Genomic DNA, 26,540 nt, shown 5'->3' with positions numbered 1-26,540 from the left:
CCACATGCACCCGATTGGCAAGGGAACCCGGTTTAATAACCGCTGTTCTGAGGCAATAAATTGGGATTGGTTTCCAGTTCGGACTCCGGTATGGGAAGCACGGTGTCCGTAGGTCTCCAATTGGGCTTCAAGGCACCCAACACCGCTTCCGCACTGCCGGTCCGCTTCAGGTCGAACCAACGATGTCCTTGCTCGGTAAAGAGTTCCACCCGTCGTTCCCGCAGTATGGCATCCAAAAGTGCATCTCTCGTGTTGGCCACGGTGTTCGGCAATCCCGCCCGGTTTCGTATTCTGTTGAGATCGGCCTGTGCCCCTTCAATATCACCAAGGTACGCCCTGGCCTCAGCGCGGATCAAGAGCTGTTCCGCCAAACGAAAAAGAATGGAATATTCCACGGATGCCGTTTCATTGAGGTCGGCCTTGTACTTATGGGCATAAAATAAAGTGATGGTATTTTCCGAATCCGAGATACTGCTCACCCATTGGTCAAACCGTTGGTCGCCATCCTCAAAGGCCGCCACCAGCCCATCCGTCAAGGCGTAGGTCTGACCGGGTATGGCCTGTATGATCAACTGGGTCGCCTCCCTGGTATTCTTTGGAAAGTCCGCATCCGATTTTAACTGCCAGATCGTTTCCGGGGAATCCTTTAGGAATACACGCTCAATAGCTTCCTCCAAGGAAAAGGCATTGATCAGTTCCGTGGAAAATGATGCGGCCATTTCCCATTGCCCCGTGTACAGATACATTCTGGCCAAAAGGGCCATGACCGTTTCTTTATCGGGAAAAATCTTTTCATTGGAAGCCACTTCTTGCCCATCCAACACATCCTTGGCTTCGTTCAGGTCAGCGATGATCTGTTCATAAACGGCTGACACCGGTGTTCGTGAAACCGTATTGTTTTCCAAATAATCCGTAGTAACAATATAGGGTACATCCCCGTACACGGCCACCAATAGACTGTGCATATAGGCCCTAACAAACAAGGCCTGTCCCTTGAACCGTTGCTTGTCCTCACCCACAAGGCTTTTCGATGCTTCCACGCCCCTGATGATATCATTCGCACTGTAGATGAGATGATAAGCCTGGGCCCACCAACTCTGGACCAGGCCGTTTCCTGCAATGACATTATGTTGGTACATTTGGGAATAATCCGTATTGGAGCCGTAATAATCCAATTCATCGGCATAGATGCCCATGCATGGGGTCAGCCCAAAATTGCCCGAGACCATACCTTGTTCCCGCATATCAAAATATAGGTTTGCCAAAGCGGATTCCACGGTGGCCGGATCATCAAATACCGTTGCTGAAATCAAGGTGTTCTGTGGCGGTTTCACTTCCACAAAATCGGAGCAGCCCATAAAGAGCAGCCCCACAATGATCATGGAAAGCTTTCGTAAAAAGTACTGTGCGGACCCTAAGGGTCGCTGCCCCCTGGTCGTGTAATGTATAGGTCTAAAAAATCTCATAGTATTGTTGTTATCGTTAAAAACTAAATTGAAGTCCAAGGGTAATCTGTCTCAAGGGGGGCAACCGAATATTGGAAGGTTGTTCGGGGTCAGGGCCCAAATAATCGGTAAGTGTCCACAAGTTCTGCCCTTGTAGATATACATTGATATCCGGTCCATGGTCCGAAGTAGGGACTTTATAATTGATGGAAATATTGCGCAAGCGCACAAAGGAAGCATCCGATACGGCAGCATTGCTCTCTTGCTGGAACGCCCCTTGATTGTTACTGGGATCCAATCCACTGGAAGCCCTTTGAATATCGCTCACATCCCCGGGCGCTTCCCATCGGTCAAACAGGCCGACCAGAGAATTGGTCTGTAATCCCGGGGTGGCATTGTACCGCAGTGCATTATAGGCCTTTTGCTTTTTAAACTGGAAGAACACCTCCAAGGTCAGGCTTCCCATACGGAACGAATTACCAAGTCCCCCGTAAAAATCAGGGGCGAGGTCCGCTATCCATTCCCGGTCGTTGGTGCTGCCAATATCCCCATCCCCGTTATAGTCCTCGAATTGGTACATTCCGGTTTCGGAATCGACCCCTAAGGATTGGTAGAGTTTCACGATGGTCAAGGGCTCCCCCACCACATAGCGATTGGCAAATGTGGAGGATTCCAGTCCGTCAAAAGCCACCAATTTATTGTTGGGAACGGTCAAATTAAAGGTGGTGGTCCACCTAAAATTGTTCGACCTGATATTCACGGAACTCAGGTCCACCTCGACCCCGGTATTTTCCACAATGGCATCAAAATTTCCCGTCAGTTCGGAAAACCCTGTTGTCGCCGCCAAAGGAATCCCGACCAATTGATTGGAGGATCGGTTCCGGTACCAGGAGGTATTGACCATTAGCCTGTCCTTAAAAAAGCCCAGCTCCAACGCAGCTTCCAGTTTACGGTTCTCCTCCCACCCAAACTGGGGGTTGAATATGCCGGTGGGCTCCACGATAGTTACCCCATCATAGTTGTTCCCGCTAACCGTATAGGTGTCCAAAAAACTGTAATCACCGATATTATCGCTCCCTGTGGTCCCATAGCTGGCGCGAAACTTCCCAAAACTCAACGGGGAATCTGCCCCAAACAGGGGTTCCTCCGAAAAGGTCCAGGCCAGACCGACGGCCCCAAAGTTTCCGAACTGCTTGCCCGGTCCAAAGCGGGAAGAACCGTCCCGACGTCCCGTGAGGTTGATTACATATCGATCCCAAAATTTAAGATTGACCCGACCAAAGACCGCATTGTACCTGTACTCTCCATTCGAATTTGAAAGGACCTCCAAGGTTTCCGCTGCGGCCAAGTTCCTGATCAATTCATTATTGGGAAAACCACGTCCCCTGAGCACCAACTGTTCAGAAGTCTCATTTTGAAAGGTCGTTCCCAACAGCACGTCCATGGACATCCACTCCCACTGCTTCCGCCAATTCAGTTGGGGTTCCACGATCCAGGATTCCCTATCGGAAGCATTGGACATCAGACTGGAATAGTTTTGTGGGGTAAGACCAAAACCAGGGTTTCTTGCCGAACTTGGCATGGTCCGATAGGTGTCCAATCGGTATCTGGTAAAACCAAAACTGGATTTCAGTTCCAAATTGGGGCGTATCGCATAGGAAACCACCGCATTGGATATCAATGTTTTGGAAGTCACACTGTACTCCTCCTCCAAAGTGGCCAAGGGATTGTCCCAGGTATTGTTCTCCCAATTCAAATTCCCTGCCTCATCATAAAGTGCCGGGGCATTGGGTGGCAAGGTATAGGCACTGCCCGTAAAATCAGCACTGGGCAATTGATTGTTCTCGTTGCTATAAGTCGTGGACAAGTTCAACTTAAAGCGACCGTTCTCCGATCGATTGTTGAGATTGGAATGGACGGACCCCCGCTTATACTTTAAATCCCCGGGGAAGACCGTGGTCTCCTGTTGATAGGCCCCACTGACCAAAAACTGGGTACGATCATTGCCCCCTGAAACGGATAGCTGGGCCTTGTTCCTGTAGGCCGTTCCCCCAATAAGTTCCTCCTGCCAATCGGTATACCTGTCCGGGTCCCAAGTTTTAAGATCGGGCCAGAAAAAATCAAAGATGGGACTTTCGAACATATCCTCAAACCCATCATTGGCAATTCCTTCCTTTCGGAGTTCCAAGTACTGTGGGGTATTCAGCAGATCCAAAAAGTTGGATACCTCCCCGAGGGTCGTACTGAAATGAGCATCAAAGCGTGTTTTACCTGCCCCGCCCTTTTTGGTGGTGATCAATACGACCCCATTGGCACCCCGGGACCCATAAATGGCGGTGGCATCGGCATCCTTGAGTACTTCAATACTTTCAATATCGTTGGGATTGATGGCATTGAGTGGACTGATATCCCCGCCCACGATCTGATTTGATATCCTTGCCGATCCCAAGGACTGGGAACCAAAGGGCACCCCGTCCACGATAAAGAGCGGATCGGAAACACCACTGAGAAAATTCCGCCCACGCACCTCAATTGAAAACCCGCCACCGGGCACCCCGGTATTCTGAACGATGTTGACCCCGGACATTTGACCCTGCATGGCCGCCAAGGCATTCCCAACGGGCTGTTTATCGATTACTTCGGCACCGATGGCCACGATATTTCCGGTACGTTCCTTTTCGGAAACGGAATAGTACCCAGCATTGAGGACTACTTCCCGCAACTGGGTCACATCCTCTTCCATAACGACCGTAACCGCTTCCCTACCCCCAATGGGTACGGAAAGGGTCTTGTAACCGACCATGGAAAAGATCAGGACATCATCAGGTGCAACATTAATTGTAAAGGAACCGTCCAGACCGGACATGGTTCCGATATTCTTGGATTCCACCACTAGGTTTACACCAGCCAAGGGCTCTCCCTCAGTACCGGTCACGATACCGGAAACAGTGGCCTGTGGTGGTTCCAAGGCAGTGCCCGCCTGCATATTAAATAAAAAAAAGGGCATTAAAAAGACATAGAAGAGCACGGACAGGAAGGCCCTGTGCATGCGTATTATTATAAGTTGCATAAAATTGAGTTCTTTTAATTAAAGCGTTAGTTATTCTCCACACTGTCCCATAAGTCACGGAAAATCCGTAACTTCAAAAAGGACATCAAGGTTCGGACATAGGCCATCCTGTCCGGGTAAAAGCATACCCAGAAATAGAATTCCTAAACCAAAAAGACCATGGTTTCGTGATTGGGCCGGTTGACCTCAAAGTGTACGTCAGTTATGGGACTAAAAGGTATCGTGAACCGGAAAAGTATGTAACGTGTATCCCACAACTACAGATCAAGGTTTAAACGGGGTTCTTTGGCTTTTTCTTGAACAGGATATCGAATACCGAGTGACAGGCCCCAAAAATGGAACAAAAACACGGTGTGAACCCTACATAAAAAAGTTGCCAAATGTTTCCCATAACCCAAATGGTTGGGCGATGCCCCGAAAGGAAAAAAGAAACCAAACGCTAAGAAAAAGTTGGGCGTGAAACTCAACTTACCGACTTGAGGTACTGGTATACCTGTACACGAATAAGAGAGCTCACGCCCGGGTCGTGAGCCAATCTGCTTATCCTCTCGTGTACTAAAAATTACCAGTTTTCAAGTCGAGATTCAAAGCGATAGCTTCAAATATGTTCTAAACGAAGAATCGCAAATGTATTTATAACAATGGCAATATAATAAAAAAACACAATCATTCGCTATCGCGAACAGATATTTTTTTGTTAACAGCTTCTTTTGATAAAAAACAATTAAGTTGTCACGGACTAATTCCAATAAAGACGAATTAAAAAAAATCAATGCTTTAGTAAATAAGCATTTGTGCAACTTTATTGCTAAAAAATTCTTCACTCCTTTTTATAATCAAGACGGTCATGAAATATCCCAAAATGAATACGCCAGTGAATGTGGCCTTACATCTTCAACATTAAGTAAGATTAAAGAACCAGATGGTTACAATATACCATTAACGACCATTTATAGTATTTGTCGATTTGAAAACTATTCATTAGAAGAATTTTTTTCAGAATTTGAAAAAGAATTTGGCACAGATATACGACCCTAAAAATTCCAATTTAATTCTCCTTACAGGATTTCACATTTCCTTATTTATCGAAAATTCTTACATTTAGTATCTTCCTTAAACTTTAATAATATGGCTATGTTTTGTTTACATATGCAAATTTGATTAAGTCCATCACATTAGGTGATATGCATAGTAAAACGGGAGAAATAAACTAGTTATGCCATCATGCAGAAAAAAAGAAACCAATGAACAAAATTGAAGCGATTCAAAACATTAAGAAGGTTGGAAAATTTGTTGATTGTCAAGCCGCAGGTTCTCAATTTCAAGAAAATACAATAATTTACGGTCGAAACACTTTGGGTAAAAGCACCCTTACTGCTATTTTCAGGTCTATCAAAACAGGTGACAAAAAAATCATCGAAGGGAAAAAATCATTCGGAATAGCAGGAAACCCTGATATAAAAATCCGATTCACCGATGGCTCCACTAGAACAATTCTTGACTTTAATAGCAATCAATGGACAACAGGAAATCCTAATATTCAAATATTCGACACTCAATTCATTACTGAGAATGTATTTCAAGGGGAAGAAATAACCTTCGACAACCAAAAGAGCTTGAATCAAATTATTATTGGCGAAAAAGGAATTGATTTAAACTCTGAAATCCAACAGCTTCAAAAGGAATTGAATGAATTAACGGAAAAGAAACGACAGCTTACCAATAACTTTAACAAGCTTTTACCTAGTTCAGATTATGGAAATATCACAATTGAAAAATTTTGTGCAATACCAGAAACAACCCACCTAAATGATCAAATTAAAGCCAAAAAAGAAGAATTACAACGCCTGCAAAACAAGGAAGTAATTACAACAACTATTCGCAAACATTTATCTTTTTTCAGTTCCCTATCAGGCTTAGATATAAATAAGATTTTAAATAGTCGAATAAACTTCAATCCGGAAGAAATTAACCGACACATTTCTGCTCATTGGAAAAACAAGGATGCAAGCAAGGATTTTTTGAGACAGGGTCTTGACTTAACAAAAGAAGAAAAGGAGACTTGTGTGTTCTGTGGTCAAAACCTTAATGCAAAAGAGCTTAGATTATTAGAAACATATGAACAGTTCTTTAAAGGTGAATATCAATCACTTCAAAAACAAGTCCAACAAACAAAAAGGAAATTGGATTCAGCTAATTTCGAAAACACTGTAAATCTTTTGAATGCTGACTTTGAAAAATATTCTCTTGAAACTGAGTTAACGCAAGAGTTTTTTGAACAGATAATCTTAGCCTTTGATTCATTAAAAAAAGATTTTGAAAGCAAATTCCAAGACTTGTATTTTATCCCTTCAAATGATTACGATTCATTTTTTGAAGAGTCATTAAAGACTCTGATTAATGAAATTAAAAGAGTTCTTGAAAAATATTTCCCTTTAGATGGTAAAACGATAAGTCAATCACAAATCATTTCTGAAATAAAGGATTTGGAGCTTCAAAAGCATAGAATAAGTAAAGCATTCAAAGATATATGCAAAGAATTTGAACAAATAAACAATTCATTTAAAAACAAAAGAACTGAAAGGGAAAATAAAAGAAAGGAATTAGAAGAGTACTCATTAGAAGTTTTTGGCTTACATAAAACTTCAATCAACAACTATTTAAAGCGAATGGGGGCAAATTTTAAGATTGATGATTTACAACCAATAAAGAAGCTCAAAGGTTCCGATGAAAGACTTTTCACAATTAAATTCTATGATAAACACCTTGTCAGTCTTGATTCTGAAAATAGCGATATTCCTAACTTTAAAAATTCATTAAGCGAAAGTGATAAGCGGGTTTTGGCATTTGCCTTTTTTCTCTCTCTCTTAAAACACGATGATAAATTAGATAAAAAGATTTTAGTTTTTGACGACCCATTTTCTTCATTCGATGAAGAAAGGAAAAGAGATACTATTCAATTACTTGCTGATGTAAAATATGAAAATGAAGGTGTTGAAAAAAAGCCATTGCAAAAAATCATATTAACTCATGAAAAAACATTCTATAGGGATGTTTACCTTAAGTCATTTAGCGACTGTTCTACTCAAACTTTAAAAATCGACTTTGATAAAGTAATCGATGGTATAAACACTAGTAAAATAACATATTGCTATATAGAAGAAGAGTTTCCAGATGACAAAATAATAGCTAAAATCAAACGAGTAAAGGAAATTCACGACAACCAATCCTATGGTGAAAAGTATAATAGTGATTGCAGGGTAATCCTGGAAAACATTTTTAAACGGAAATATTATTTTCTGCTTGAAGATGCTATAAAATCAAGAAAGAGTGTAAGAACATTTACAACAACTTTAGAAAAAAAATATCCGAAAGAAGATTATAAAAGACTATTACGACTATGTGATGACTTAAACATTGAATTACATGACAATGGTTCGGAACCTTCAAATGGAGACCATGCTTCAATTTTGAGAGATTTTTTCGATTGTATTGAGATAATATAAAAAAGCACGAAGGCATTACTATAGTGACCACTGCACATCTCCCAAATGTGCAGCAAAACAAATCCATTAACTTTTCTTATCAGACGAACAGAGTTGAACATATTAAAGAGCCCTAGCAGCATGTAAAAGACATAAACTGAAAATACCCACCATTTCCATATATTTGAGAACAATAAGAATACACCTACCCAAACAAACTACACTTCATGTCCGAAGAACAAAAGAAACTGCTGGAAACGCAATTGTGGAACATTGCCAATGAGTTGAGAGGCAAAATGGATGCCGACGAGTTCAGGGATTACATTCTGGGCTTTATTTTCTATAAATACCTATCCGAAAAACAATACCTGTACGCCAACAAATTATTGGAGACCGAAGCGGTGAAGGATTATCTTTTGGTGACCGATGCCGGCGATCTGGAGGCCATTAAAGAAGAATCACTTTTAAAATTGGGCTACTTTCTAAAACCCGAAGAGCTTTTTAGCTCCATCGCCAAAAAGGGGAATGCCAATACAGAGAACGAAAGCAATTTTATCCTTGCCGATCTGGAAAGCATTCTCAACAGTATTGAGCAAAGTACCATGGGCACGGAGAGCGAGGACGATTTCAACAAGCTTTTTGAGGACCTGGACCTCAACAGCACCAAACTGGGCCGAAGCACCGAAGCCCGAAACAGCTTGATCTCCAAAGTGCTGTCCCATCTGGATAAAATAGACTTTGCGCTGGAGGATGCCGAAGCGGATGTGCTGGGCGATGCCTACGAGTACCTGATTTCCCAATTTGCCAGTGGTGCCGGTAAAAAAGCCGGGGAGTTCTATACCCCGCAGCAAGTCTCCAAAATATTGGCCAAAATTGTGACCATCGGCAAAAAACGACTTAAAAACGTGTACGATCCCACCTGTGGCTCTGGCTCCTTGCTCTTGCGTGTGAGCCGGGAGGTGCCCGTGGATGACTTTTTCGGGCAGGAACTCAACCGGACCACCTACAATTTGGCACGGATGAACATGATCTTGCACGATGTGCATTTTAGGCGATTTGACATAAAGCAGGAGGACACCTTGGAGCAGCCCCAACATTTGGACATGCGGTTTGAGGCCATTGTGGCCAACCCCCCATTTTCGGCCAAGTGGAAAGGTAAGGACAACCCGTTGAACGAAAGCGACGAGCGTTTTAGCCAATACGGACGATTGGCACCCACCAGTAAGGCCGATTTTGCCTTTGTGCAGCACATGATCTACCAACTGGCGGAAAACGGCACCATGGCCTGTGTGTTGCCCCATGGCGTATTGTTCAGGGGAAGTGCCGAGGGTACGATTCGGGAATACCTGATCAAGGAGCTCAACTATTTGGATGCCGTAATAGGCCTGCCCGCCAACATATTTTACGGCACCAGCATCCCCACCTGTATTTTGGTTTTGAGCAAATGCCGGGTACACAACGATAACATATTGTTTATTGATGCCTCGCAAGATTTTGAGAAAGATGGCAATAAAAACAAGCTCATGGAAGCCCATATTGATACCATTGTGGACACCTACCGCACCCGAAGCGCCAAGGACAAATATAGCTATGTGGCCCCATTGAGCGAGGTGGCCGAAAACGATTACAACCTCAACATACCCCGCTATGTGGACACCTTTGAAGAAGAGGAACCTGTGGACTTGGACCAAGTGGCCACCGATTTGCAGGCATTGGAACAGGAGATTACCGAGACCGATGCCCTTATTGCCGACTTCTGCCAACAGTTGAACCTTAAAACACCGTTTTGACCATGAAAGAACAAAAATTGGTGCCGAAGTTAAGGTTTGAGGAGTTTTCGGGGGAGTGGGAGACTATAAAGTTGGGTTTACTTTGTTCTAAGGTGGGTAGTGGGAGTACACCATCCGGAGGTCAAGAAGTTTATCAACAAACTGGTATTCCATTTATCAGAAGTCAAAACGTAATTAATAATGAGTTAGTTCTAGATAATACTTGTATCTCAGAATCAATTAACTCAAAAATGAAAGGCAGTATAGTTAAAGGCAACGATATCCTATTAAATATAACAGGAGGTTCTATTGGTAGAAGCTGTGTAGTACCTACTGATTTTAAAATAGGAAATGTTAATCAACACGTTTCTATTATTAGATTAAAACAAGATGAACCTAAGTTTGTACAATCATTTTTAGCTTCCTACAGAGGACAAAAACTAATTCTAAGAGGTCAAACTGGTAGTGGAAGGGAAGGATTGAATTTTCAAAGTATCCGTGGATTTAAAGTTAACATCCCCACACTCCCCGAACAACAAAAAACAGCTTCTTTCCTTTCATCCGTTGATAAAAAAATAGGGCAATTACAACAAAAGAAAAGTTTGTTGGAAGACTACAAAAAAGGGGTGATGCAGCAAATATTTTCTCAGAAACTACGGTTTATGAAAGAAGATGGGAGTGCGTACCCGGATTGGGAGGAGAAACGATTGGGGGATTTTTGTGAATTCTTTTCAGGAGGAACTCCAAGGAGTACAAATAAAAAGTTTTATTTGGGGACCATCCCATTTATTGGTTCCGGGAATATTTCAGATGAAAAAGTATACAGCTACATTTCTGAAGAAGCTTTAAATTCTTCATCTGCAAAAATGGTTGTTAAAGGGGATTTGTTGTATGCCCTATATGGAGCAACAAGTGGAGAAGTTGCATTATCTAAAATTAATGGAGCAATCAACCAAGCTGTTATGTGTATTAGGACAATTGCTGATAAAAAATATTTGTTTCACCTATTAAAATATAATAAAGAAAGAATTGTCAAAACTTACATTCAGGGGGGGCAAGGAAATCTTTCGGGCAGAATAGTATCGGATTTGAAATTTAATTTCCCCTGCCTCGAAGAACAAACCCAAATCGCCCACTTTTTAAGTGCCATCGATAAAAAGATAGCCGTGGTACAGACCCAAATAGAGAAAACCCAAACCTTTAAGAAAGGGTTGTTGCAGCAAATGTTTGTATAGACTTTTATATTATGTTATTCACCAACGAAAAAAAACTGATCAAGGATGCCAAAAGAATCATTGCCCACCACAATGAGGTGTCGAGGCTGAAAGGGGAAAACTTCAATGTGTTTTCCATTCTAAACATGGAACACAAAGAGAATGGTACCCATTCCGCTTTCTTGGGGGAACTGCTCGATCCAAAAGGCTCACATGCCAAAGGGAACTTGTTTTTACGATTGTTCTTAGAATCCGTGGGCAACAGCACCATCCATTTGGACAAGGCAAGTGTCGTCTTGGAAAAATATATTGGAAAACGGGACGATTCCAATCTAACAGGTGGCAGGGTGGATATTTACATTACCGACCAAACCAACAGTATATGTATAGAGAATAAAATCTATGCAGCCGACCAAAATGTGCAACTACAACGGTATTGTAACCACAACAAGAAAAACAACACGGTATATTACTTAACCCTTGATGGTTCAGATGCTTCACCCGAGAGCAAGGGCACACTGGTCATGGATAAGGACTACCATTGTCTTTCGTATAAAACGGACATTGTGGATTGGCTGGAGGCCTGTTTAAAGGAATCGGCAGAAGAACCGATTCTTAGGGAATCTATAAAGCAATACATCGTCCTATTAAAAAAACTGACCAACCAATTAACCGATAAAGCAATGGAAAAAGAAATGCACAAGCTTGTCAAAGAAAACTACAATGCGGCCCAGACCATCAGCAATGCCATATCCGAAGTTGAATTGGAAGCTGCCCAACAATTTATAGGTGAGATTTCGGAAAGGCTCCGGGATGCATTGAACGACGATTGGAACATAAATGTGGACGATGATTTAAGTGATTCTTGGACAGGGATAAGCATTACAAACAATAAATGGCCCAAGAATATAGCCATCAAACTTGAAGGTGAATCCAAAATACCGTGGCAAAAATCCATCTATGGCATCATAGGAAATAAAGATAAAGTGGAAAGAGCCCCCTTAAAAGCCGCCTTGGGCCAACTTGAATATTTTCAGTCAGGGTTTAGGGAAAGCAAGGTTTGGCCATATTACAGGGATATATTGTATTTCGATAATGTAAATGAGCGGTCTAAACTGTTCAATGCCCAACAACGGGAAGGTTTGATCGAGTTTGTCAAAGAGATACTAATGGAAATCTGTAATGTCAGCGAAGCTCCGTTGGCATTTTTGAAATAGCGTAAACATCACTATTTCATCATTTTACAAATGGGTTTCAGCACATATTTGTATAGCGTGTAAATGTTAAAAAACAATCAATTGTGGTAAATTGTAGTAAAAATATGGTAGAAAATAGTAATTTTGCATCAACAGTACACACCACGCTACACCATAAGAACAGCGTCCCAGGGTGTGTCTTTTGCTTTATATACCTTCCTCTTACATTCTTAATGCCGTTGTCATATGTACAATAAATCGGCATTTACCAAAGAACAACAGATTGCCCGTCTCAAAGAAAGAGGCTTGTTGGTTCCCAATGAGGCTTTGGCCATAAAGTACCTTTCGCATATAAGTTATTACCGGTTGGGCGAATATTGGTATGTAATGCAATCCGATAAAGAACAGCACATTTTTAAGCCCAACAGTACTTTTGAAGATGTGGTGGCGCTCTATAATTTTGATGCCGAATTGCGCTTGTTGCTTTTTGATGTCATCGAGAAAATAGAAATCAGCTTGCGCACCAAATTGATCTATCACCTCTCTTTGGAGATTGATCCATGGTGGTTTCAAAATAGCGATTTGTTTGTGGATACCATGGCACACGCCAAAACCTTGGCAGGTTTGGAGGAAGAAATTACCAGAAGTAGAAGCAAAGACCCCACCATAAAAAAACATTTCAAAAAACACAAAGATGACAAACGTTTTCCACCATCATGGAAAACCTTGGAGCAAACCAGTTTTGGAACCTTGTCCAAGTTATACGGTAATCTAAAACACACCATCGAATCCAAGGATGTTATTGCCCAAGAACTTGGTGCGGTCAACCATACCTATTTACCCAGTTGGTTGCAGTCCATAGCCCAAATACGCAATTTTTGTGCACACCATTCCAGACTTTGGAACCGTAATCTGCCCGGTACGGTAAAACTGTTGTCCAAACCACCATACCCGTGGATTGCCGACAAAGTTAATGTACCCAAACAGCACGAGTTTATCCATCTGTACGTTCATATGTGCTTAATGAAGTACATGTTGAACATCATACAGCCCAATAACCAATTTACGCCACGATTGGAGGCGTTATTTCATAAATACCCGAATGTTGACCCCAATGCACTGGGTATGAAAGCTAATTGGGAAAAAGAACCATTATGGTCGTATGAATCCGATAGTCAACCTTGTTTGCCCTTTAAAAAAAGTAACAAATGACCGCACAACCCGAACACATATTAGAAGAAAACCTCGTTGAACAGCTCCAGGACTTAGGTTATACCAAAGTTACTATAAAAGACGAGGCCGAACTCATTGCCAACTTAAAAAGGCAATTGGAAAAACATAACCAGACCACCTATTCGGATGTGGAATTCAGGCAGATACTCAACCAACTCTCCAAGGGCAACATCTATGAGAAGGCCAAAACGCTGCGTGACCGTATCTCCTACACCAAGGACAATGGGGAAACAGGATATGTTGAGTTGATCGACCGAGTGCACTGGTGCAAAAACCAATACCAGGTCACCCACCAAGTCACCATGGAGGGCACGTATAAAAACCGGTACGATGTGACCTTACTCATCAACGGTCTGCCATTGGTGCAAATAGAGTTGAAAAAACGGGGCTTGGAAATGAAGGAGGCCTTTAACCAGATCAACCGGTACGAGCGGCATTCGTTCGGTTCGGGCAGTGGGCTGTTCCAATACGTGCAGCTCTTTGTCATCAGCAATGGGGTAAATACAAAGTATTTTGCAAACAACCCGGTAAAGGCACGTTCCTTCAAACAGACGTTCTTTTGGGCGGACAGGGAGAACAATATCATTACACAATTAAGCGATTTTGCCAATGTATTTTTGGAGCCCTGCCACCTCTCCAAGATGATCACCAAGTACATTGTGCTGAACACCGCCAAAACCTTAATGGTGTTGCGGCCCTATCAGTATTATGCCACCGAAGCCATCGTGGAGCGTGTAAAGAACAGCAACAAATTTGGCTATATCTGGCACACCACGGGCTCGGGCAAGACATTGACCTCCTTTAAAGCGGCACAGATACTGACCAATTTGGAAGATGTGCTTAAAGTGGTCTTTGTGGTGGACCGTAAGGATCTGGACTACCAGACCATCAAAGAGTTCAATAGTTTTAGTGAGGGCAGTATCGATGCCACCAACAACACCGGCACATTGGTAAAACAGCTCGCCGATGATACCAAACTTATTGTCACCACCATACAAAAGTTGAATACGGCCATCTCCAAGCCCAAGCACATGGCCAAAGTGGACAAGCTAAAAAATGAACGTATCGTGTTCATTTTCGATGAATGCCACCGCAGCCAGTTTGGCGATACCCACAATGCGATTAAAAACTACTTTGCCAATGCCCAGATGTTCGGTTTTACGGGCACTCCGATTTTTGCCGATAACTCAGTAAACAATAAACTGGGAAGACGGACCACCAAGGATCTGTTTGAGGAATGTCTGCACAAATACGTGATCACCGATGCCATACGGGATAGGAACGTTCTGAAGTTTTCCATTGAGTACATGAACACCGTCAAGGTAAAGGAGGAGGTCGTTGACATCAAGGTGGAGGACATCGATACCGCCGAGGTTTTGGAGGCCCCCGAACGATTGGAGAACAATGTGGATTTTATCATCAACAACCACAACCTAAAAACCCATAACAGGAGCTTTACAGCTATTTTTTGCGTCCAGAACGTAAAGACGCTTATAAAATACTATGAACTCTTCCAGGCAAAAAAGGAAGCAGGGGAACACGATTTAAAAGTGGCCACGATATACTCTTACCAAGCCAATCAATTGGATGAGGATGCCCAGGGTTTTATCCCTGATGAGGATTATGGGGATTTTGCCGCGGAGCCTTCGTCACAATATGACACAAAGCATACAAGGGATAAACTGGAAGAATTTATTGGGGACTATAACCAAATGTTCAAGACCAATTATTCCACCAATGAGTTTTATTCCTATTACAAGGATATTGGGAAGCGGGTAAAAAACAGACAAGTGGACATTTTGTTGGTGGTCAATATGTTTTTGACAGGCTTTGACAGTAAACTGCTCAATACCATCTACGTGGATAAAAATTTAAAGTACCACGGGTTGATACAGGCCTATTCCCGTACCAACCGAATCTTGGACGAGGTGAAATCCCAAGGGAATGTGGTGGCCTTCAGGAATCTAAAAGAAGCCACTGATGAGGCCATAACCCTGTTTTCCAACAAAGAGGCCATTGAAGAGATCATTGTACAGCCCTATGGGGATTATATTGAAAAGTTTGATGAAGCCGTGGAACGTGTAAGGGCCATTGCACCCACCTTTGACAGTGTAAATGATTTGGTATCCGAAGCGGAAGAACTGGAATTTGTAAAGGCTTTTAGGGAGTTGATGCGGGTAAAAAACGTACTTGGTACGTTCACGGAGTTCAGTTTTGAGGATTTGGGCATGGACGAGCAGACCTTTGAAAACTATAAGAGCAAGTACTTGGATCTATATGACACCATACGATCGGAAACCCAAAAGGAGAAGGTCTCTATATTAAACGACATCGATTTTGAACTGGAACTGATTCGAAGGGATGAAATAAATGTCACGTATATTTTGACCCTATTGGCCAAACTTCACGATTCGGAGCCAAAGGAGCAAGAAGAGCAACGAAAAGCGATTTCGGACATGTTGGGCTCAGAAACACAATTAAGGAGTAAAAAGGAACTGATCGAAAAGTTTATAACAGAAAATCTACCCTTGATAACGGACTCGGATATGGTCGCCAATGAGTTCGAATCCTTCTGGACAGTAGAGAAGAAAAAGGCCATACTGGAATTGGCCAAAGAGGAAAACTTGGATTACCAGAAGTTAGTTGATCTGGTCAGTAATTACCTATTTACGGAAAAAGAACCTCTTCGGGATGAGATCATTACCGTAATGAACGAAAGGCCCAGCCTACGGGATAGGGCCACCTCATCCGACAGGGTATTGGGCAAGGTAAAAGACTTTGTGGAAACCTTTATTGATGGGATGGGGTAGGGAATTCTTGTTAGCTCCCCCTTTGTTGTCTTGGTCTTTACTATTGGATTCATTTAAAAAAGACCGTAAAATTCTTAATAATTGTGCACAAAAAATTGAATGGTACCAAAGGTTAAATCATCCCATTAATCCCGCCTTATTCAACGAACAAAAGATACTCAACTCATCCTGTGAATCGTCCACTAAAGTAGAAATCTGAAATCCTCCGATATCCAATTAATAAGACATTAATAGATGATTGTTAGTTGACTCGATAGTTTACTTGCTAGCCCATCACAGAAATATCCATTAGCTTTATGCGACCTTTAGCTATACAATAAGCTACAACATTACCTGAATAACAGCCTCATACTAAGTTTGCTGTCAAAACGTTAGTAACTTACCAACCATGACACGTATCCACGGCCAAATAGAGTCCTTAAAAAGAATTCGGGAAACCTTGAATCAAGAAGGAATCACCCGATTCAACTCCATTGGTGAAATCAAAAAATTCCTCAAATACTATGACAACGAAAAAGAGGAACTGATCTTCAAGATTGAGCGGCAATTTGATTTGGAATCGGATGTCCTCCAGACCAAATGCCACTATCTTCAAAAGGGTTATGAAGAACGTAAATCCAGTACATCAACTAAACTTAACAACACAATCTCCCGATTAAAAATAAAGTCTGAATCACTATCACACCCCACTAAAAATGCCCTATTAGAGCTTCTTAATTGGTACCAACAGCAAATCCTTCTAGCTTACAAATTCATCCTAGAGAAAAACTTTGCAACCATCGTTATGCTCAAAACCTTTCAATACAAAAAAAAACTGGATGCCGGCCTTAAAAAGCTCTACAGTCACATTACCAACCGTGAGGAAATAATTTCGGAACGTAGTGCCCCAAGGTTCAAAGAGCTCGATCACATGAAAACTATCTGTACGAACCTATATCCGATTATTGCCGGAGCAATAGGGGAAAATCTAGTAGCAAAAGAACTCGAAAAACTTTCAGATGATTGTGTCCTGTTCAATGATTACTCCATAAAATTCAATAAACCAATTTTCTACAAAAAGGAAAAACATCTTATCCACAGTATACAAATCGACCATTTATTGGTTACCCAGGCCGGGATCTTCATCATTGAGACGAAGAACTGGAGCAAGGCATCCTTGGAGCGATATGACCTTCGTTCTCCAATCAAACAGATACAAAGGGTTAGCTATGCCCTATTTGTTTTGCTGAATCCAAAGGAACGCCATCTAAACCAATTATTGAAAAAACACCACTGGGGCAATAAAAAACTGCCCATTCGCAATATTGTAGCAATGATACGTCATAAACCCAAGGAAAAGTTCAATCATGTCGCTGTCAAAAAGCTTAACGAACTCAATAATTATATTGCGTATTTCGAACCAATCTTTGATTCCACCGAAGTTCAAAATATGGCCGACCATTTATTGAAACTAAAAAGTTAACAATGGCATTAAACGCCAATTGCTATGGTCTAGCCTTAAAGCAATTGAATCAACGGACAAAGTTTAATTACAGACCCATACTCTACCTCATTCACCATTCCACATACCTTTCTCGTAAAATCTTGGATATTTGAAATCAACCTTTTAAATTGCCTCCTAGCAATCCTTCCCAGCCTATAGAATACCTGAACAGCTATTCCAGTATTCGTTTTGTTAGGGTTATCCCCTTATTGTGTTACCAGTATTTCCATCATGGCCTTGGAGGATGCCATGCCAATTTCAACGATTCGTTCCTTGAGTGTATGATCTCCTATTTCATAGGTTATTCACAATGGCCTTTTCCATCCCTTTCCTGGTGGGCATTCCGGTCAATTCTTCCAAAGGTCTGAGCTGTGTCGGCACAAAGACCTCGTCCTGTTGCAATCTGTTTAAATACATAATTTATGGATTTAAGGTTAAACAATATGTGCCGCAGGTACCAAACGGAAGGCAGCTTGTGCAGTGGCAAGGAAACGGAATATAAAGAGACGAAAGGAACGGCTTTATGCCGTCCCTTGTCCGATTGCAGGCTGCGACGTTTACCTTGCGACAAATATTGATGGAACCCTTACCACCGAACATCCGATCACGGCCGCCCGATTCCACAGAAGTTTGTAATATTGCCGACCAATAAAAAAACAGGTGAAACCAGACCAAAGACCTTAACATTGAAACATACCAAAAACACTAATCCGTTTTATATCATCACGGGCGGCCCGGGAGTCGGCAAGACCACGTTATTGGGTGAGCTTAAAAACCGTGGCATGGCAGTGGTTCCGGAAATTGCCCGCGAACTCATCAAAGAACAACAGGCCATAGATGGTGAGGCCCTACCTTGGAAGAACAAAAAGCTTTACATGGAACTGATGTTCCAACGTTCCGTTGCAAGCTATGAAGCGGTTTCGGAAAGTTTCAAGGACGGTTCCCCCCTATTCTTCGATCGCGGCTTTGTGGATGCCCTGTGCTACGCTGCCCTAGAAGGAATTCCCATTGACCAAGAAATGAAAACCTATGCAGAAAATTACAGGTACCATCCCCAAGTCTTTATTTTACCCCCATGGAAGGACATCTACCAAACCGACGACCAACGCAAACAGGATTGGAACGAAGCCGTGTTCACCTTTAACAAAATGATACAGACCTATCGTATGTACCAATATGATTTAGTGGAAGTTCCCAAAGTTTCCACTAGTGAGCGTGCTGATTTCATCCTGGACTACCTAAGAAATCATTAAGGCTTCTTGTGACACCATAAAAACAACAAATTACAATTGATTTCTTCTGCCCAATGGACTGAAGATATGATGTTGCGTTGCCGTAAAGTAATCCCTGAAGACTTGATTCAATGGATGGTCCAAGGTACTGGCCCGTATTCCCAATATAGGGAACACCTGTATGATCTCATTGGTCAAAGTACGAACGGAATGCGATGCTTTTTGATGTATTTCTTCGACATAAGCTTCTGGAATATTCTGTACTTCCAAGACCATAGATTGTATATACTGTGCATCCCTCATGCATTCGCTAATGGCATGCCATATGATTTTCTGTAAGCCATTTAACATGCCATTATCGTTACCGATGCGTTCAGCTTCTTCCAAAAAACGCTCTGCCATACCTATATAGTTGACCCATAAGGTCAAATCGGCAAACGCACTAAATGGAATCTTAAAAATGGGCTGAGGCAGGTAAAATGTATCATATACAAAACAATGCCTTCCATCCACCCATTGGGAGTTAACTTTAAAGGAATCAGTGGCCGTGGCCTGAAGCCCCATGGTTTTCCAATCATGAATAATCTCCACTTGTTCCCTTTTCAAAAGGAAAGAACGTACTACAGGGCTACCATCATCCATCAATACATCAATACCATTTTCCCGGATTTTCGCATTCAAGGTAAAGTGAGTAAGGTATGGGGCTCCCGTGGCATACTTCCATGTACCGTTTATCACAAATCCATTACCTACCTTATCAGCGGTTCCAAAAACACCACCGCTTCCACCAAAAATAGGTGTGATATTTCCGTTAAACAGTTCATCGGCCACCTCTTTTTGCAGGTTCCCGACAAAGAAATTGGCACCGCTACAAAGGGTCAATGTCCAGCCCAAGCTACCATCCAATTTGGCCAGGGACCGTAAGGTCTCCAATCCGTCGATCAAGGGCACTTCCAGACCACCGTGGGATTTGGGCACCCATAGATTCCAAAGATTTTCTTTGGCGACCCATTGCAACACCGGTTCAGGCAGAACTGCTTTTCCAAAGCAAAGTTCACTGATCTTATGCATATGCATTATCCTTTTCATTATCGATAATTCTTTTCCATTTGATATAACCTGATATGGCCACGGCGAACAAGAATGCTGTCAATCCCGCATAAATATAGAGTTCCTTATAGATCAACAGGGGTACCGAAATCAGGTTGCTAATGTTCAAATAGATCCAGTTTTCGATTTTTCGTTTGGCCATCAACCACATGCCGGCCCAAGCAAATGCAACGACAAAGGCATCCCAATAGGGTACATCGGAATCCGTATGCTGTCCCAACCAATAAACCATTAGCATAAAACATCCCAGAACAATGCTCACGGCAATCCCATGTTCTTTTCCATTGGCATAGGAAATCGGTGCTTCACGTTCTTGTTTGCCCATCTTCCAATAGAACCAACCATAAATGCTCATGACCAGATAATATAGGTTCAATAGGATATCGGCATACAATTGGGATTGGTACAGCACATAGATGCTTATCAATATGGCCACGATACCAAAAAGGTAATTATGGACATTGTTCTGACGGGCCATAAGTACTTGGACCACCCCAAAGGCGGTTCCGAGCCACTGTAAAATAACGATTTGTGAAAATAATTCCATCTGGGGTTCTCTAGGTTCATTACTACCATAGGATACCCAAAAACTGAAAACAAAAGCCAGTTAAGGCCTTGCCCTTTTCCCTACGCCAGCATTACCTGGATCAGGTGTGAAGTAATTTACTTCCGGGTATGATCTCAGCCCATTTAGGGCACCCCATATAATGATCAAAGGTAGGGAATTGTTCCTATTTCAATTCTATCGAACACTATTAATTCTAAAGAATTTACTCACTGAAAAATCGACCCCACCTCCCGGTGCACCTTCAAATAATGTTGTTCCAAATCCTCCTCCGAAACCTCCAACGGATCGGGCAACGCCTTAGCAATCTCGGGCTTCGCAAACCTAACCTTCCGATCCTTTCCATCTGCAAACACTACAAATTCCCCCTGTTTTAACCGAAAGAACACCTCCGCCCGTCGTTTGGACACTTCCTTCTCCCCTTCCGTGATCCTACGTTCCAGGTTTAGGCCAGAACTTTTGCTCACGCTTCGGGTAGGTATCTTTACCAATTCAAAAAAGCGTTCATAATATCGGGCGGTATCCGGGTCGTTCACCTTCCCAAAAAACTGATAAGAAAGGTTGGAAAGTATCGCCTTGCTCGCTTTCTCCCCGTACATCATATCATTCTGGATCTTATCCTGAAGCACATAGACACTCACAATATCATAGCTCCGTAGCGTGGCCGGTATGCGGTGCATATTCAACAAGCGCAAGGTCGAAGCCTCTTCCAGCAACATAAAGGAAGGCTTTCGGTTGCGTTGGCTCATCTGTTTCGAGATGGTATGGATTATCGTGGCGATCACCGGGGAAAGGGAAGCATCCTTTTGGGGATTGTTCACCAAACAAATGATGGAGGGGTGCTGCTCCGTATTGATGTCCAAGGGAATCTCATCCTTGGACAGGACCATGAATATCTTTCGGGTAGCGATCTTTTTAATGGCATTGGCCAGGGTACTGAGGACCCCTGCAGTCTGGCGATCGGAACCCATCCCGCTAATAAAGGCATCGGCCATGGCACGGGAGGTGATATTTCCGCGTAAAAACTTGATCAAGCTTTTGGTGGACAACTGTTGGTAAAGGGCCATCAGATGCGGCAAGGTACAGTATTGGGGATAATCGGTCTTCAGCCGCCATATGAGCCCACTGAACAAGCCTTCGGCGGCATCCTTAAAAAAACGAGAAGTATTGTTCCCATCAGAATCTCGATGCTCCATGAGGTTTTCCAAGAGTACACGGGAGACTTCGTGTACGCTTTCCTCATCGGGCAGGTACTTGGGGGCAATGGGATTGACCCGATGGTATATGGGGCCAAAGGACACAATACGAAAAGGCACCTTTTTATCCTTCCAGAGCGGATAGGCCATTTCTGTAATCTCAAAATCCTTGTAATCGTGGATAATCCCGGAAAACCGTTCCTTACGGAAATGCTGTAACAGCCCGTAGATGATACTTTCTGTCTTTCCGCTACCTGCCGAGGCTATCACCGAAACCCCTCTTCGGATATTCCCCAAGACCAAGGGCCTTCCACGGACCTTTAGTTTCACCTCAAAGACTATGGATTTTTTAGGGGTGTCCTTATGGTAATCCACTAGGCCATAGATTACGGTATGGACAAAAAACAAGGGGAGCCAAAGGGTCAAGACCCCTATTAAAAAACCATCCCAATGTCGTGCCCAACCGGTGGTCAAAACCACAATTCCAAGGATTCCAAGAAAATATACATACCCGTATTTTACATACCGATTGAATACGACCGATACCCCTCCACCCAGTAGTATTGACCATAGACTGTGCATTGCTCCTAATTCTTCCATAATTGAAAAGTTTAAATTCCTATCGACCCTGATTCCATGGCCTTGCCGATACCCTTTTTCAATTTCATGAGCGCCTTATAGGCCAACTGTGCTTTATTGGTGGGAATGGTAGGCACTTTGACCCCCGCCTTGAACAACAACTGTTTGGCGGCCTGTTTTTCATTGGCGGGAAGTCCCAAGAGCGCCACAAAGAAGCTTTTAGGGTCTTTGTCCAAAAGGTTCCGGGCATGGTAGGTCTCCACAAAATTCCTGCGATAGCCAAACTGTTTGTCAAAGGTCTTTTCCCCGGCCCGGTAGAACTTGTCCCGATCAAAGCCCTGTTTTACCTTCTCCCCATTGAGGATGGTCTCGGAAGTCCGAAACTTGGAACCTGGGGATAGGCTATGGCCGTTGGTCACATCCTTGCGGCTGACGATGATATGGATATGACTCTGATGTCCTTCCTTACCCATCCCGGGAACGATGCGTTTCCCATTCTGCCGATGCGGCGCTTCCCTTTCCAAGGTCTGGATTTTTTCATGGAGTATGCCCATATCCCCTTCCTCCCTACCTTCCTTGATGGCCCTGACCTGGTGCTGGAGTTCCAATATCATTGTGGCATAAGGCTGGTTTTCCTTGACCGCTTTATCCTTTTCGGAATAGGTCCGTTCCCGTTCCAGTTTCGCGAAATACAGCACCTCCCTGACGGTTACCTCCTTGTCCCGATAAAAAGAGGCCGCATAGGACTTCATGAGTTCCCGGGTGTAGTGTTTCAGTTTTTCGGGATTGTCCCCGATATGTTTGAGCTCCGCTTGTGAAGGGCTGACCATTATAGAATAGAACTTGGGGTCCCGTTTGGAAAGCTTACCGGTATTGGCATCAATCTCTGCGATGACCCTGTCGGCCTCAATATTGTTTTCCGTCTGGTTAAAGAACAGTTCCCGGTCTTCCGGGGATTTCCCCTCGTTCTCCTTTTCCAGATACTTGACAAAATCCCCGGCACTGCCCCGATAGTTGTTCCCCAAGTGTTGACGTGTGATGGCGATATACATGTTACAGGTTTTTGATTTTTTGTTGGTATCGCTCAATGGCCTCATAATCCAAATCTAACTTCAGATAATCCTTCCCCAATCGATTTTTGACCAGGGACACATGATCCAGGACATATCCAAAGTCCCTTTTTAATTCTTCCATTTCCTCCTTCAAGTGTTCGTGCAGGATCTTGGGAATATGGACTTCGGTATCCAAGAGTTCGGGATTGGAGGGGGCTTTCTTTTCGGTCAACTGCTGCTCGAAAAAATCGAAATCCCCTTCCCACTCGTCCACTTCCTCGGGCTCCAGTTCCTGCTGGAAAAGGGCCTGGATCATACTGACCGTGGGCAGGGTCTGTTCCTTTTCGATACTGCGCATAATGGCCACCATGGCATTGAAGCGTCTTTTGATCAGGTATTTGAGGCTGGCAATGGTCTCGTACATCCGCTGATCGGGAGAGATGCCATTGTGGTCAAAGAACTCCACCATGGCCAATAGTGTCATGGATTGTGACTTTCCTTGCCGCTTGGAAAAACTCCTGAATTTTAGGGCCACAGAGATTTTTATCCTCAGTCCCGCAAACGTCTCTTTTTCGTACCCTTCATCCATTTTTTCAACAAAAATTCCTTGATTTTACTGGGCCCAGTCCATTTTTTCAACAAAAATCGAACTGCCCTATATTTCAATAAGACCTCAAATCCCCATAAACAGGGACCTGCGAAGCACATATGATCGGTAGCGCTGCGCGAGCACGCTATCCTCTTGCTGCACCTTTTTGTCCCGCAGGGACAAAAATGATTCGCACAACATGGTTCAATCCTGTCCTGAAACTTCCGATAGGAATCGGGACGGGGATATTGGAACCCGTTGTATTTTATCTAAAAGTCAAATCGAACAGTACGGTCCTCGGATAGTCAAATCGGTCTGCCAAGGCAGAGCAATGGGATGCCGTACAAATGGTGTTGCCATGCAACAGTATAAATATACCCAGGTTTTCTTTGGTACTAAAATGTGTTCTGCCGGCAAATAACATCATTTGCCCGCGTATTACATGTGACGGGGATTTTTTGGTTTCCCAAGCGTCAGGTGTTTCGCGAAACGACAAAAAAAAGGCCCTTTTTATAGGGCCATTTTCCGGTCATTTTTCCGATGGGGCGTTAACGGTCTGTTCCCTATAATACTCATACCGGAATATCCAGAGATTCACCACTAGGGAGAAGGTTTTGTCCACCGTGGTATCCGTTGTCTTTTTGACAGTATTTTGCTTTGGATGTTTCTTCGCTGGGATTTCCAGCGACTTTTTTACGATTGCTTTCATAGTACATGATTTTAAATTATACATTATTTGATGGCGAACCCGTTCTTCATAAATTTCAGCTCAAAAGGAAACGGAATAAAAAGTGAGGCACAAACGGTTTATGCCGTAGTCTTTTGATGGGAATATTTATAAAGGACGAACTTGCGGTCAAATAAGGGATAGGTTTCCATTGGGCATGGAAACGGTCGGTATATGGGCGTATCCCCTAGTGATCTTTGGGGGGTCGATTCCCCCAAAGATTGAACATGGAAAAAAAAGACCCTTGGAAGTGCAAGGGTCTTCGGATCTCCATGGTCATCAGATGGGAACACCTGATCACAGGCGTACAGCTTGCGGATGGCTTAGAGGTCATACAGGCTTGGATCGAACCCATAAGGGTAATCCATTAAATCCCCCTGGTCTTCCAACCATCTTTCAAAATGGGTCATTTTATTTGACTGTTCCATAGCGCTTTGTTTATAAAATCCCGTTATCTGCAAAACTGTAATAACGTCCATCGGGTGCAAGGATGATATGGTCCAAGACTTTGACATCAAAAAGCAGTGCAGCCTCTTTGATCTTTCTGGTCAATTGTTTATCGGGTTCACTTGCCTTGAGTTGCCCAGAAGGATGGTTATGGGCGAGGATGACCCCCACGGAAAGGGTTTTTAAGATTATGGCAAAAAGGATGCGCATATCCACCAAGGTACCCGTGATGCTGCCATGGGAAAGGGGATAAATACCCTTCACTTTGTTGGACTGGTTGAGCAACACGATTTTAAAGGTCTCGTGCAATCCTATGGTATCGATGTCCCAATTCTTGAACAACAACTCCCCCACTTCCTTGGAATTGGTAATGGAAAGGGATTTCAGGGTGCTGAGTTTTTCCCGATAACTGATTTGTATTTCGTTGACTTTATGTTCCATTGTGGTCGGATTAAAGTTAAAAAAGGAATGGAGTGCCCGTGCAGGATACCCGGGCACCCCATGGCCTTTATTCCTCGTTGGTAGATCCTCCCAACAATAAAATTTCACTGGCCACCACTTCGGTAACGTAGCGTTTGTTGCCCTCTTTGTCCTCATAGGATCTGGAGGTCAATTTCCCTTCGATGGCAATCTCCTTGCCCTTGGTCACAAATCCCTCGATGATGTCGGCCAATTTCCCCCACCCGATCACAGTGTGCCATTCGGTGTTGGTCACACGTTCACCTTCGGAGTTTTTGTAGTGTTCGTTGGTCGCCATGGTCAGGCGTGCCACACGCTTCCCTTTTTCAAGGTCTGTGATTACGGGGTCTTGCCCCACGTTTCCGATAAGTTGTACTTTGTTTCTCAATGTACTCATGATAAAAAGTTTTAAAGATCTGCCGTCTTCCACTATGTATAGATCAGCAAACAGGATTAAAAATTTCCCCTATTTTTTTGGTTTTTGTTTCCCAAATTTTAAGGGGCGTTTGTTTGCTTCTTACATGCGCAGCAGAATGAAAGAAGGGGGTTCTGTCAAGGCTTTTGGGCGGAAATCGGGAGGCTCCACGACGTAGAAAAACCCTGGGGTTTTCAAGGAAGTGGAAACCCTATTTCTGGACAAAACAGGGCATGGCCTTGACAGGTTCGATAAGGGCCTTAGGAATTCCATCCGACCCATTGTCATGGGAGCGTACGGGAAGTTAAGCGACTGAAGGCAATGGTGTCCTGATAGGAATTCCTTGGGCACTGCCCTGTTTTTCGATGCACCGAAAAACAACCCGGGCTTCTTTTATTAAGGACCCCTTAAAATTTGTTGGGCGGACGAACGGATTGGCGGCCTTTCCCGGCAAAGCCCCAAGA

21 protein-coding genes and 1 riboswitch are annotated in these 26,540 nt (G+C 43.2%); of the genes, 9 read left to right on the top strand and 12 right to left on the bottom strand.

Going from position 1 to position 26,540, the window contains the following annotated elements:
* Positions 1–32 precede the first annotated feature (32 nt).
* Together MWU56_RS00150 and MWU56_RS00145 are read right to left on the bottom strand one after the other, a co-directional pair.
* Positions 33–1,466, bottom strand: a complete 1,434-nt coding sequence (locus MWU56_RS00150) for a RagB/SusD family nutrient uptake outer membrane protein (RefSeq protein WP_247040990.1) — start codon at positions 1,464–1,466, stop codon at positions 33–35.
* Between the two features lie 16 nt (positions 1,467–1,482).
* On the bottom strand, positions 1,483–4,515 hold the full coding sequence (locus MWU56_RS00145; RefSeq protein WP_247040988.1) for a SusC/RagA family TonB-linked outer membrane protein: 3,033 nt from the start codon (positions 4,513–4,515) through the stop codon (positions 1,483–1,485).
* Positions 4,516–5,244: 729 nt separating this feature from the next.
* On the opposite strand from MWU56_RS00145, the gene MWU56_RS00140 reads away from it, so the two are divergent.
* The 8 genes from MWU56_RS00140 to MWU56_RS00105 all read left to right on the top strand — a co-directional run bounded on the left by MWU56_RS00140 (position 5,245) and on the right by MWU56_RS00105 (position 17,684).
* The gene (locus MWU56_RS00140; RefSeq protein WP_247040983.1) at positions 5,245–5,553 is read left to right on the top strand and encodes a helix-turn-helix domain-containing protein; all 309 of its coding nucleotides are present in this window, start codon (positions 5,245–5,247) and stop codon (positions 5,551–5,553) included.
* A 206-nt stretch (positions 5,554–5,759) separates the two neighbouring features.
* Positions 5,760–8,021 carry an AAA family ATPase gene (locus tag MWU56_RS00135; RefSeq protein WP_247040981.1) on the top strand — a complete coding sequence of 754 codons (2,262 nt, stop codon included), beginning with the start codon at positions 5,760–5,762 and terminating at the stop codon, positions 8,019–8,021.
* A gap of 206 nt (positions 8,022–8,227) precedes the next feature.
* Positions 8,228–9,790: a type I restriction-modification system subunit M gene (locus MWU56_RS00130; RefSeq protein WP_247040979.1), complete on the top strand. Its 1,563-nt coding sequence runs from the start codon at positions 8,228–8,230 to the stop codon at positions 9,788–9,790.
* Positions 9,791–9,792: 2 nt separating this feature from the next.
* Entirely contained in the window at positions 9,793–11,004 is a 1,212-nt protein-coding gene (locus MWU56_RS00125) for a restriction endonuclease subunit S (protein ID WP_247040977.1), read from the top strand.
* Positions 11,005–11,015: 11 nt separating this feature from the next.
* A complete protein-coding gene (locus MWU56_RS00120; RefSeq protein WP_247040975.1) occupies positions 11,016–12,200 on the top strand; it encodes a PD-(D/E)XK nuclease family protein in 1,185 nt (394 codons plus the stop codon).
* 225 nt (positions 12,201–12,425) lie between these two features.
* Positions 12,426–13,391 carry an Abi family protein gene (locus MWU56_RS00115; protein WP_247040973.1) on the top strand — a complete coding sequence of 322 codons (966 nt, stop codon included), beginning with the start codon at positions 12,426–12,428 and terminating at the stop codon, positions 13,389–13,391.
* Positions 13,388–16,222, top strand: a complete 2,835-nt coding sequence (locus tag MWU56_RS00110; RefSeq protein WP_247040971.1) for a type I restriction endonuclease subunit R — start codon at positions 13,388–13,390, stop codon at positions 16,220–16,222. Before MWU56_RS00115 ends, MWU56_RS00110 begins: the two co-directional genes overlap by 4 nt.
* A 388-nt stretch (positions 16,223–16,610) precedes the next feature.
* Complete coding sequence (locus MWU56_RS00105) at positions 16,611–17,684, top strand: nuclease-related domain-containing protein (RefSeq protein ID WP_247040969.1); 1,074 nt, start codon at positions 16,611–16,613, stop codon at positions 17,682–17,684.
* Positions 17,685–17,999: 315 nt separating this feature from the next.
* Here the strand turns inward: MWU56_RS00105 and MWU56_RS16500 are convergent, their stop codons facing one another.
* On the bottom strand, positions 18,000–18,122 hold the full coding sequence (locus MWU56_RS16500) for a hypothetical protein (protein ID WP_262917760.1): 123 nt from the start codon (positions 18,120–18,122) through the stop codon (positions 18,000–18,002).
* 269 nt (positions 18,123–18,391) lie between these two features.
* Between MWU56_RS16500 and MWU56_RS00100 the strand changes: the two genes are divergently transcribed.
* Entirely contained in the window at positions 18,392–18,958 is a 567-nt protein-coding gene (locus MWU56_RS00100) for an AAA family ATPase (protein ID WP_247040962.1), read from the top strand.
* 30 nt (positions 18,959–18,988) lie between these two features.
* Here the strand turns inward: MWU56_RS00100 and MWU56_RS00095 are convergent, their stop codons facing one another.
* The 9 genes from MWU56_RS00095 to MWU56_RS00055 all read right to left on the bottom strand — a co-directional run bounded on the left by MWU56_RS00095 (position 18,989) and on the right by MWU56_RS00055 (position 26,058).
* Positions 18,989–20,008: an acyl-CoA dehydrogenase gene (locus MWU56_RS00095; RefSeq protein ID WP_247040960.1), complete on the bottom strand. Its 1,020-nt coding sequence runs from the start codon at positions 20,006–20,008 to the stop codon at positions 18,989–18,991.
* On the bottom strand, positions 20,001–20,594 hold the full coding sequence (pnuC, locus tag MWU56_RS00090) for a nicotinamide riboside transporter PnuC (protein ID WP_247040958.1): 594 nt from the start codon (positions 20,592–20,594) through the stop codon (positions 20,001–20,003). Before pnuC ends, MWU56_RS00095 begins: the two co-directional genes overlap by 8 nt.
* 60 nt (positions 20,595–20,654) lie before the next feature.
* Positions 20,655–20,760, bottom strand: a riboswitch (TPP riboswitch).
* A gap of 61 nt (positions 20,761–20,821) precedes the next feature.
* On the bottom strand, positions 20,822–22,408 hold the full coding sequence (locus MWU56_RS00085; protein WP_247040956.1) for a type IV secretion system DNA-binding domain-containing protein: 1,587 nt from the start codon (positions 22,406–22,408) through the stop codon (positions 20,822–20,824).
* Between the two features lie 11 nt (positions 22,409–22,419).
* Complete coding sequence (mobB, locus tag MWU56_RS00080; protein ID WP_247040953.1) at positions 22,420–23,439, bottom strand: MobB family relaxase; 1,020 nt, start codon at positions 23,437–23,439, stop codon at positions 22,420–22,422.
* Between the two features lies 1 nt (position 23,440).
* Entirely contained in the window at positions 23,441–24,028 is a 588-nt protein-coding gene (locus tag MWU56_RS00075; RefSeq protein ID WP_247040951.1) for a BfmA/BtgA family mobilization protein, read from the bottom strand.
* Positions 24,029–24,293: 265 nt separating this feature from the next.
* On the bottom strand, positions 24,294–24,455 hold the full coding sequence (locus tag MWU56_RS00070) for a hypothetical protein (RefSeq protein WP_247040950.1): 162 nt from the start codon (positions 24,453–24,455) through the stop codon (positions 24,294–24,296).
* Between the two features lie 102 nt (positions 24,456–24,557).
* Positions 24,558–24,737, bottom strand: coding sequence for a hypothetical protein (locus MWU56_RS00065; RefSeq protein WP_247040947.1), 180 nt, complete (start codon positions 24,735–24,737; stop codon positions 24,558–24,560).
* A gap of 456 nt (positions 24,738–25,193) precedes the next feature.
* Entirely contained in the window at positions 25,194–25,643 is a 450-nt protein-coding gene (locus tag MWU56_RS00060; RefSeq protein ID WP_247040945.1) for a JAB domain-containing protein, read from the bottom strand.
* Positions 25,644–25,710: 67 nt separating this feature from the next.
* A complete protein-coding gene (locus MWU56_RS00055) occupies positions 25,711–26,058 on the bottom strand; it encodes a single-stranded DNA-binding protein (protein WP_247040943.1) in 348 nt (115 codons plus the stop codon).
* Positions 26,059–26,540: the final 482 nt, after the last annotated feature.

The sequence above is a fragment of the Allomuricauda sp. F6463D genome (assembly GCF_023015965.1).
Lineage (GTDB): Bacteria > Bacteroidota > Bacteroidia > Flavobacteriales > Flavobacteriaceae > Flagellimonas.
This window is presented reverse-complemented; position numbering and strand designations above follow the sequence as displayed.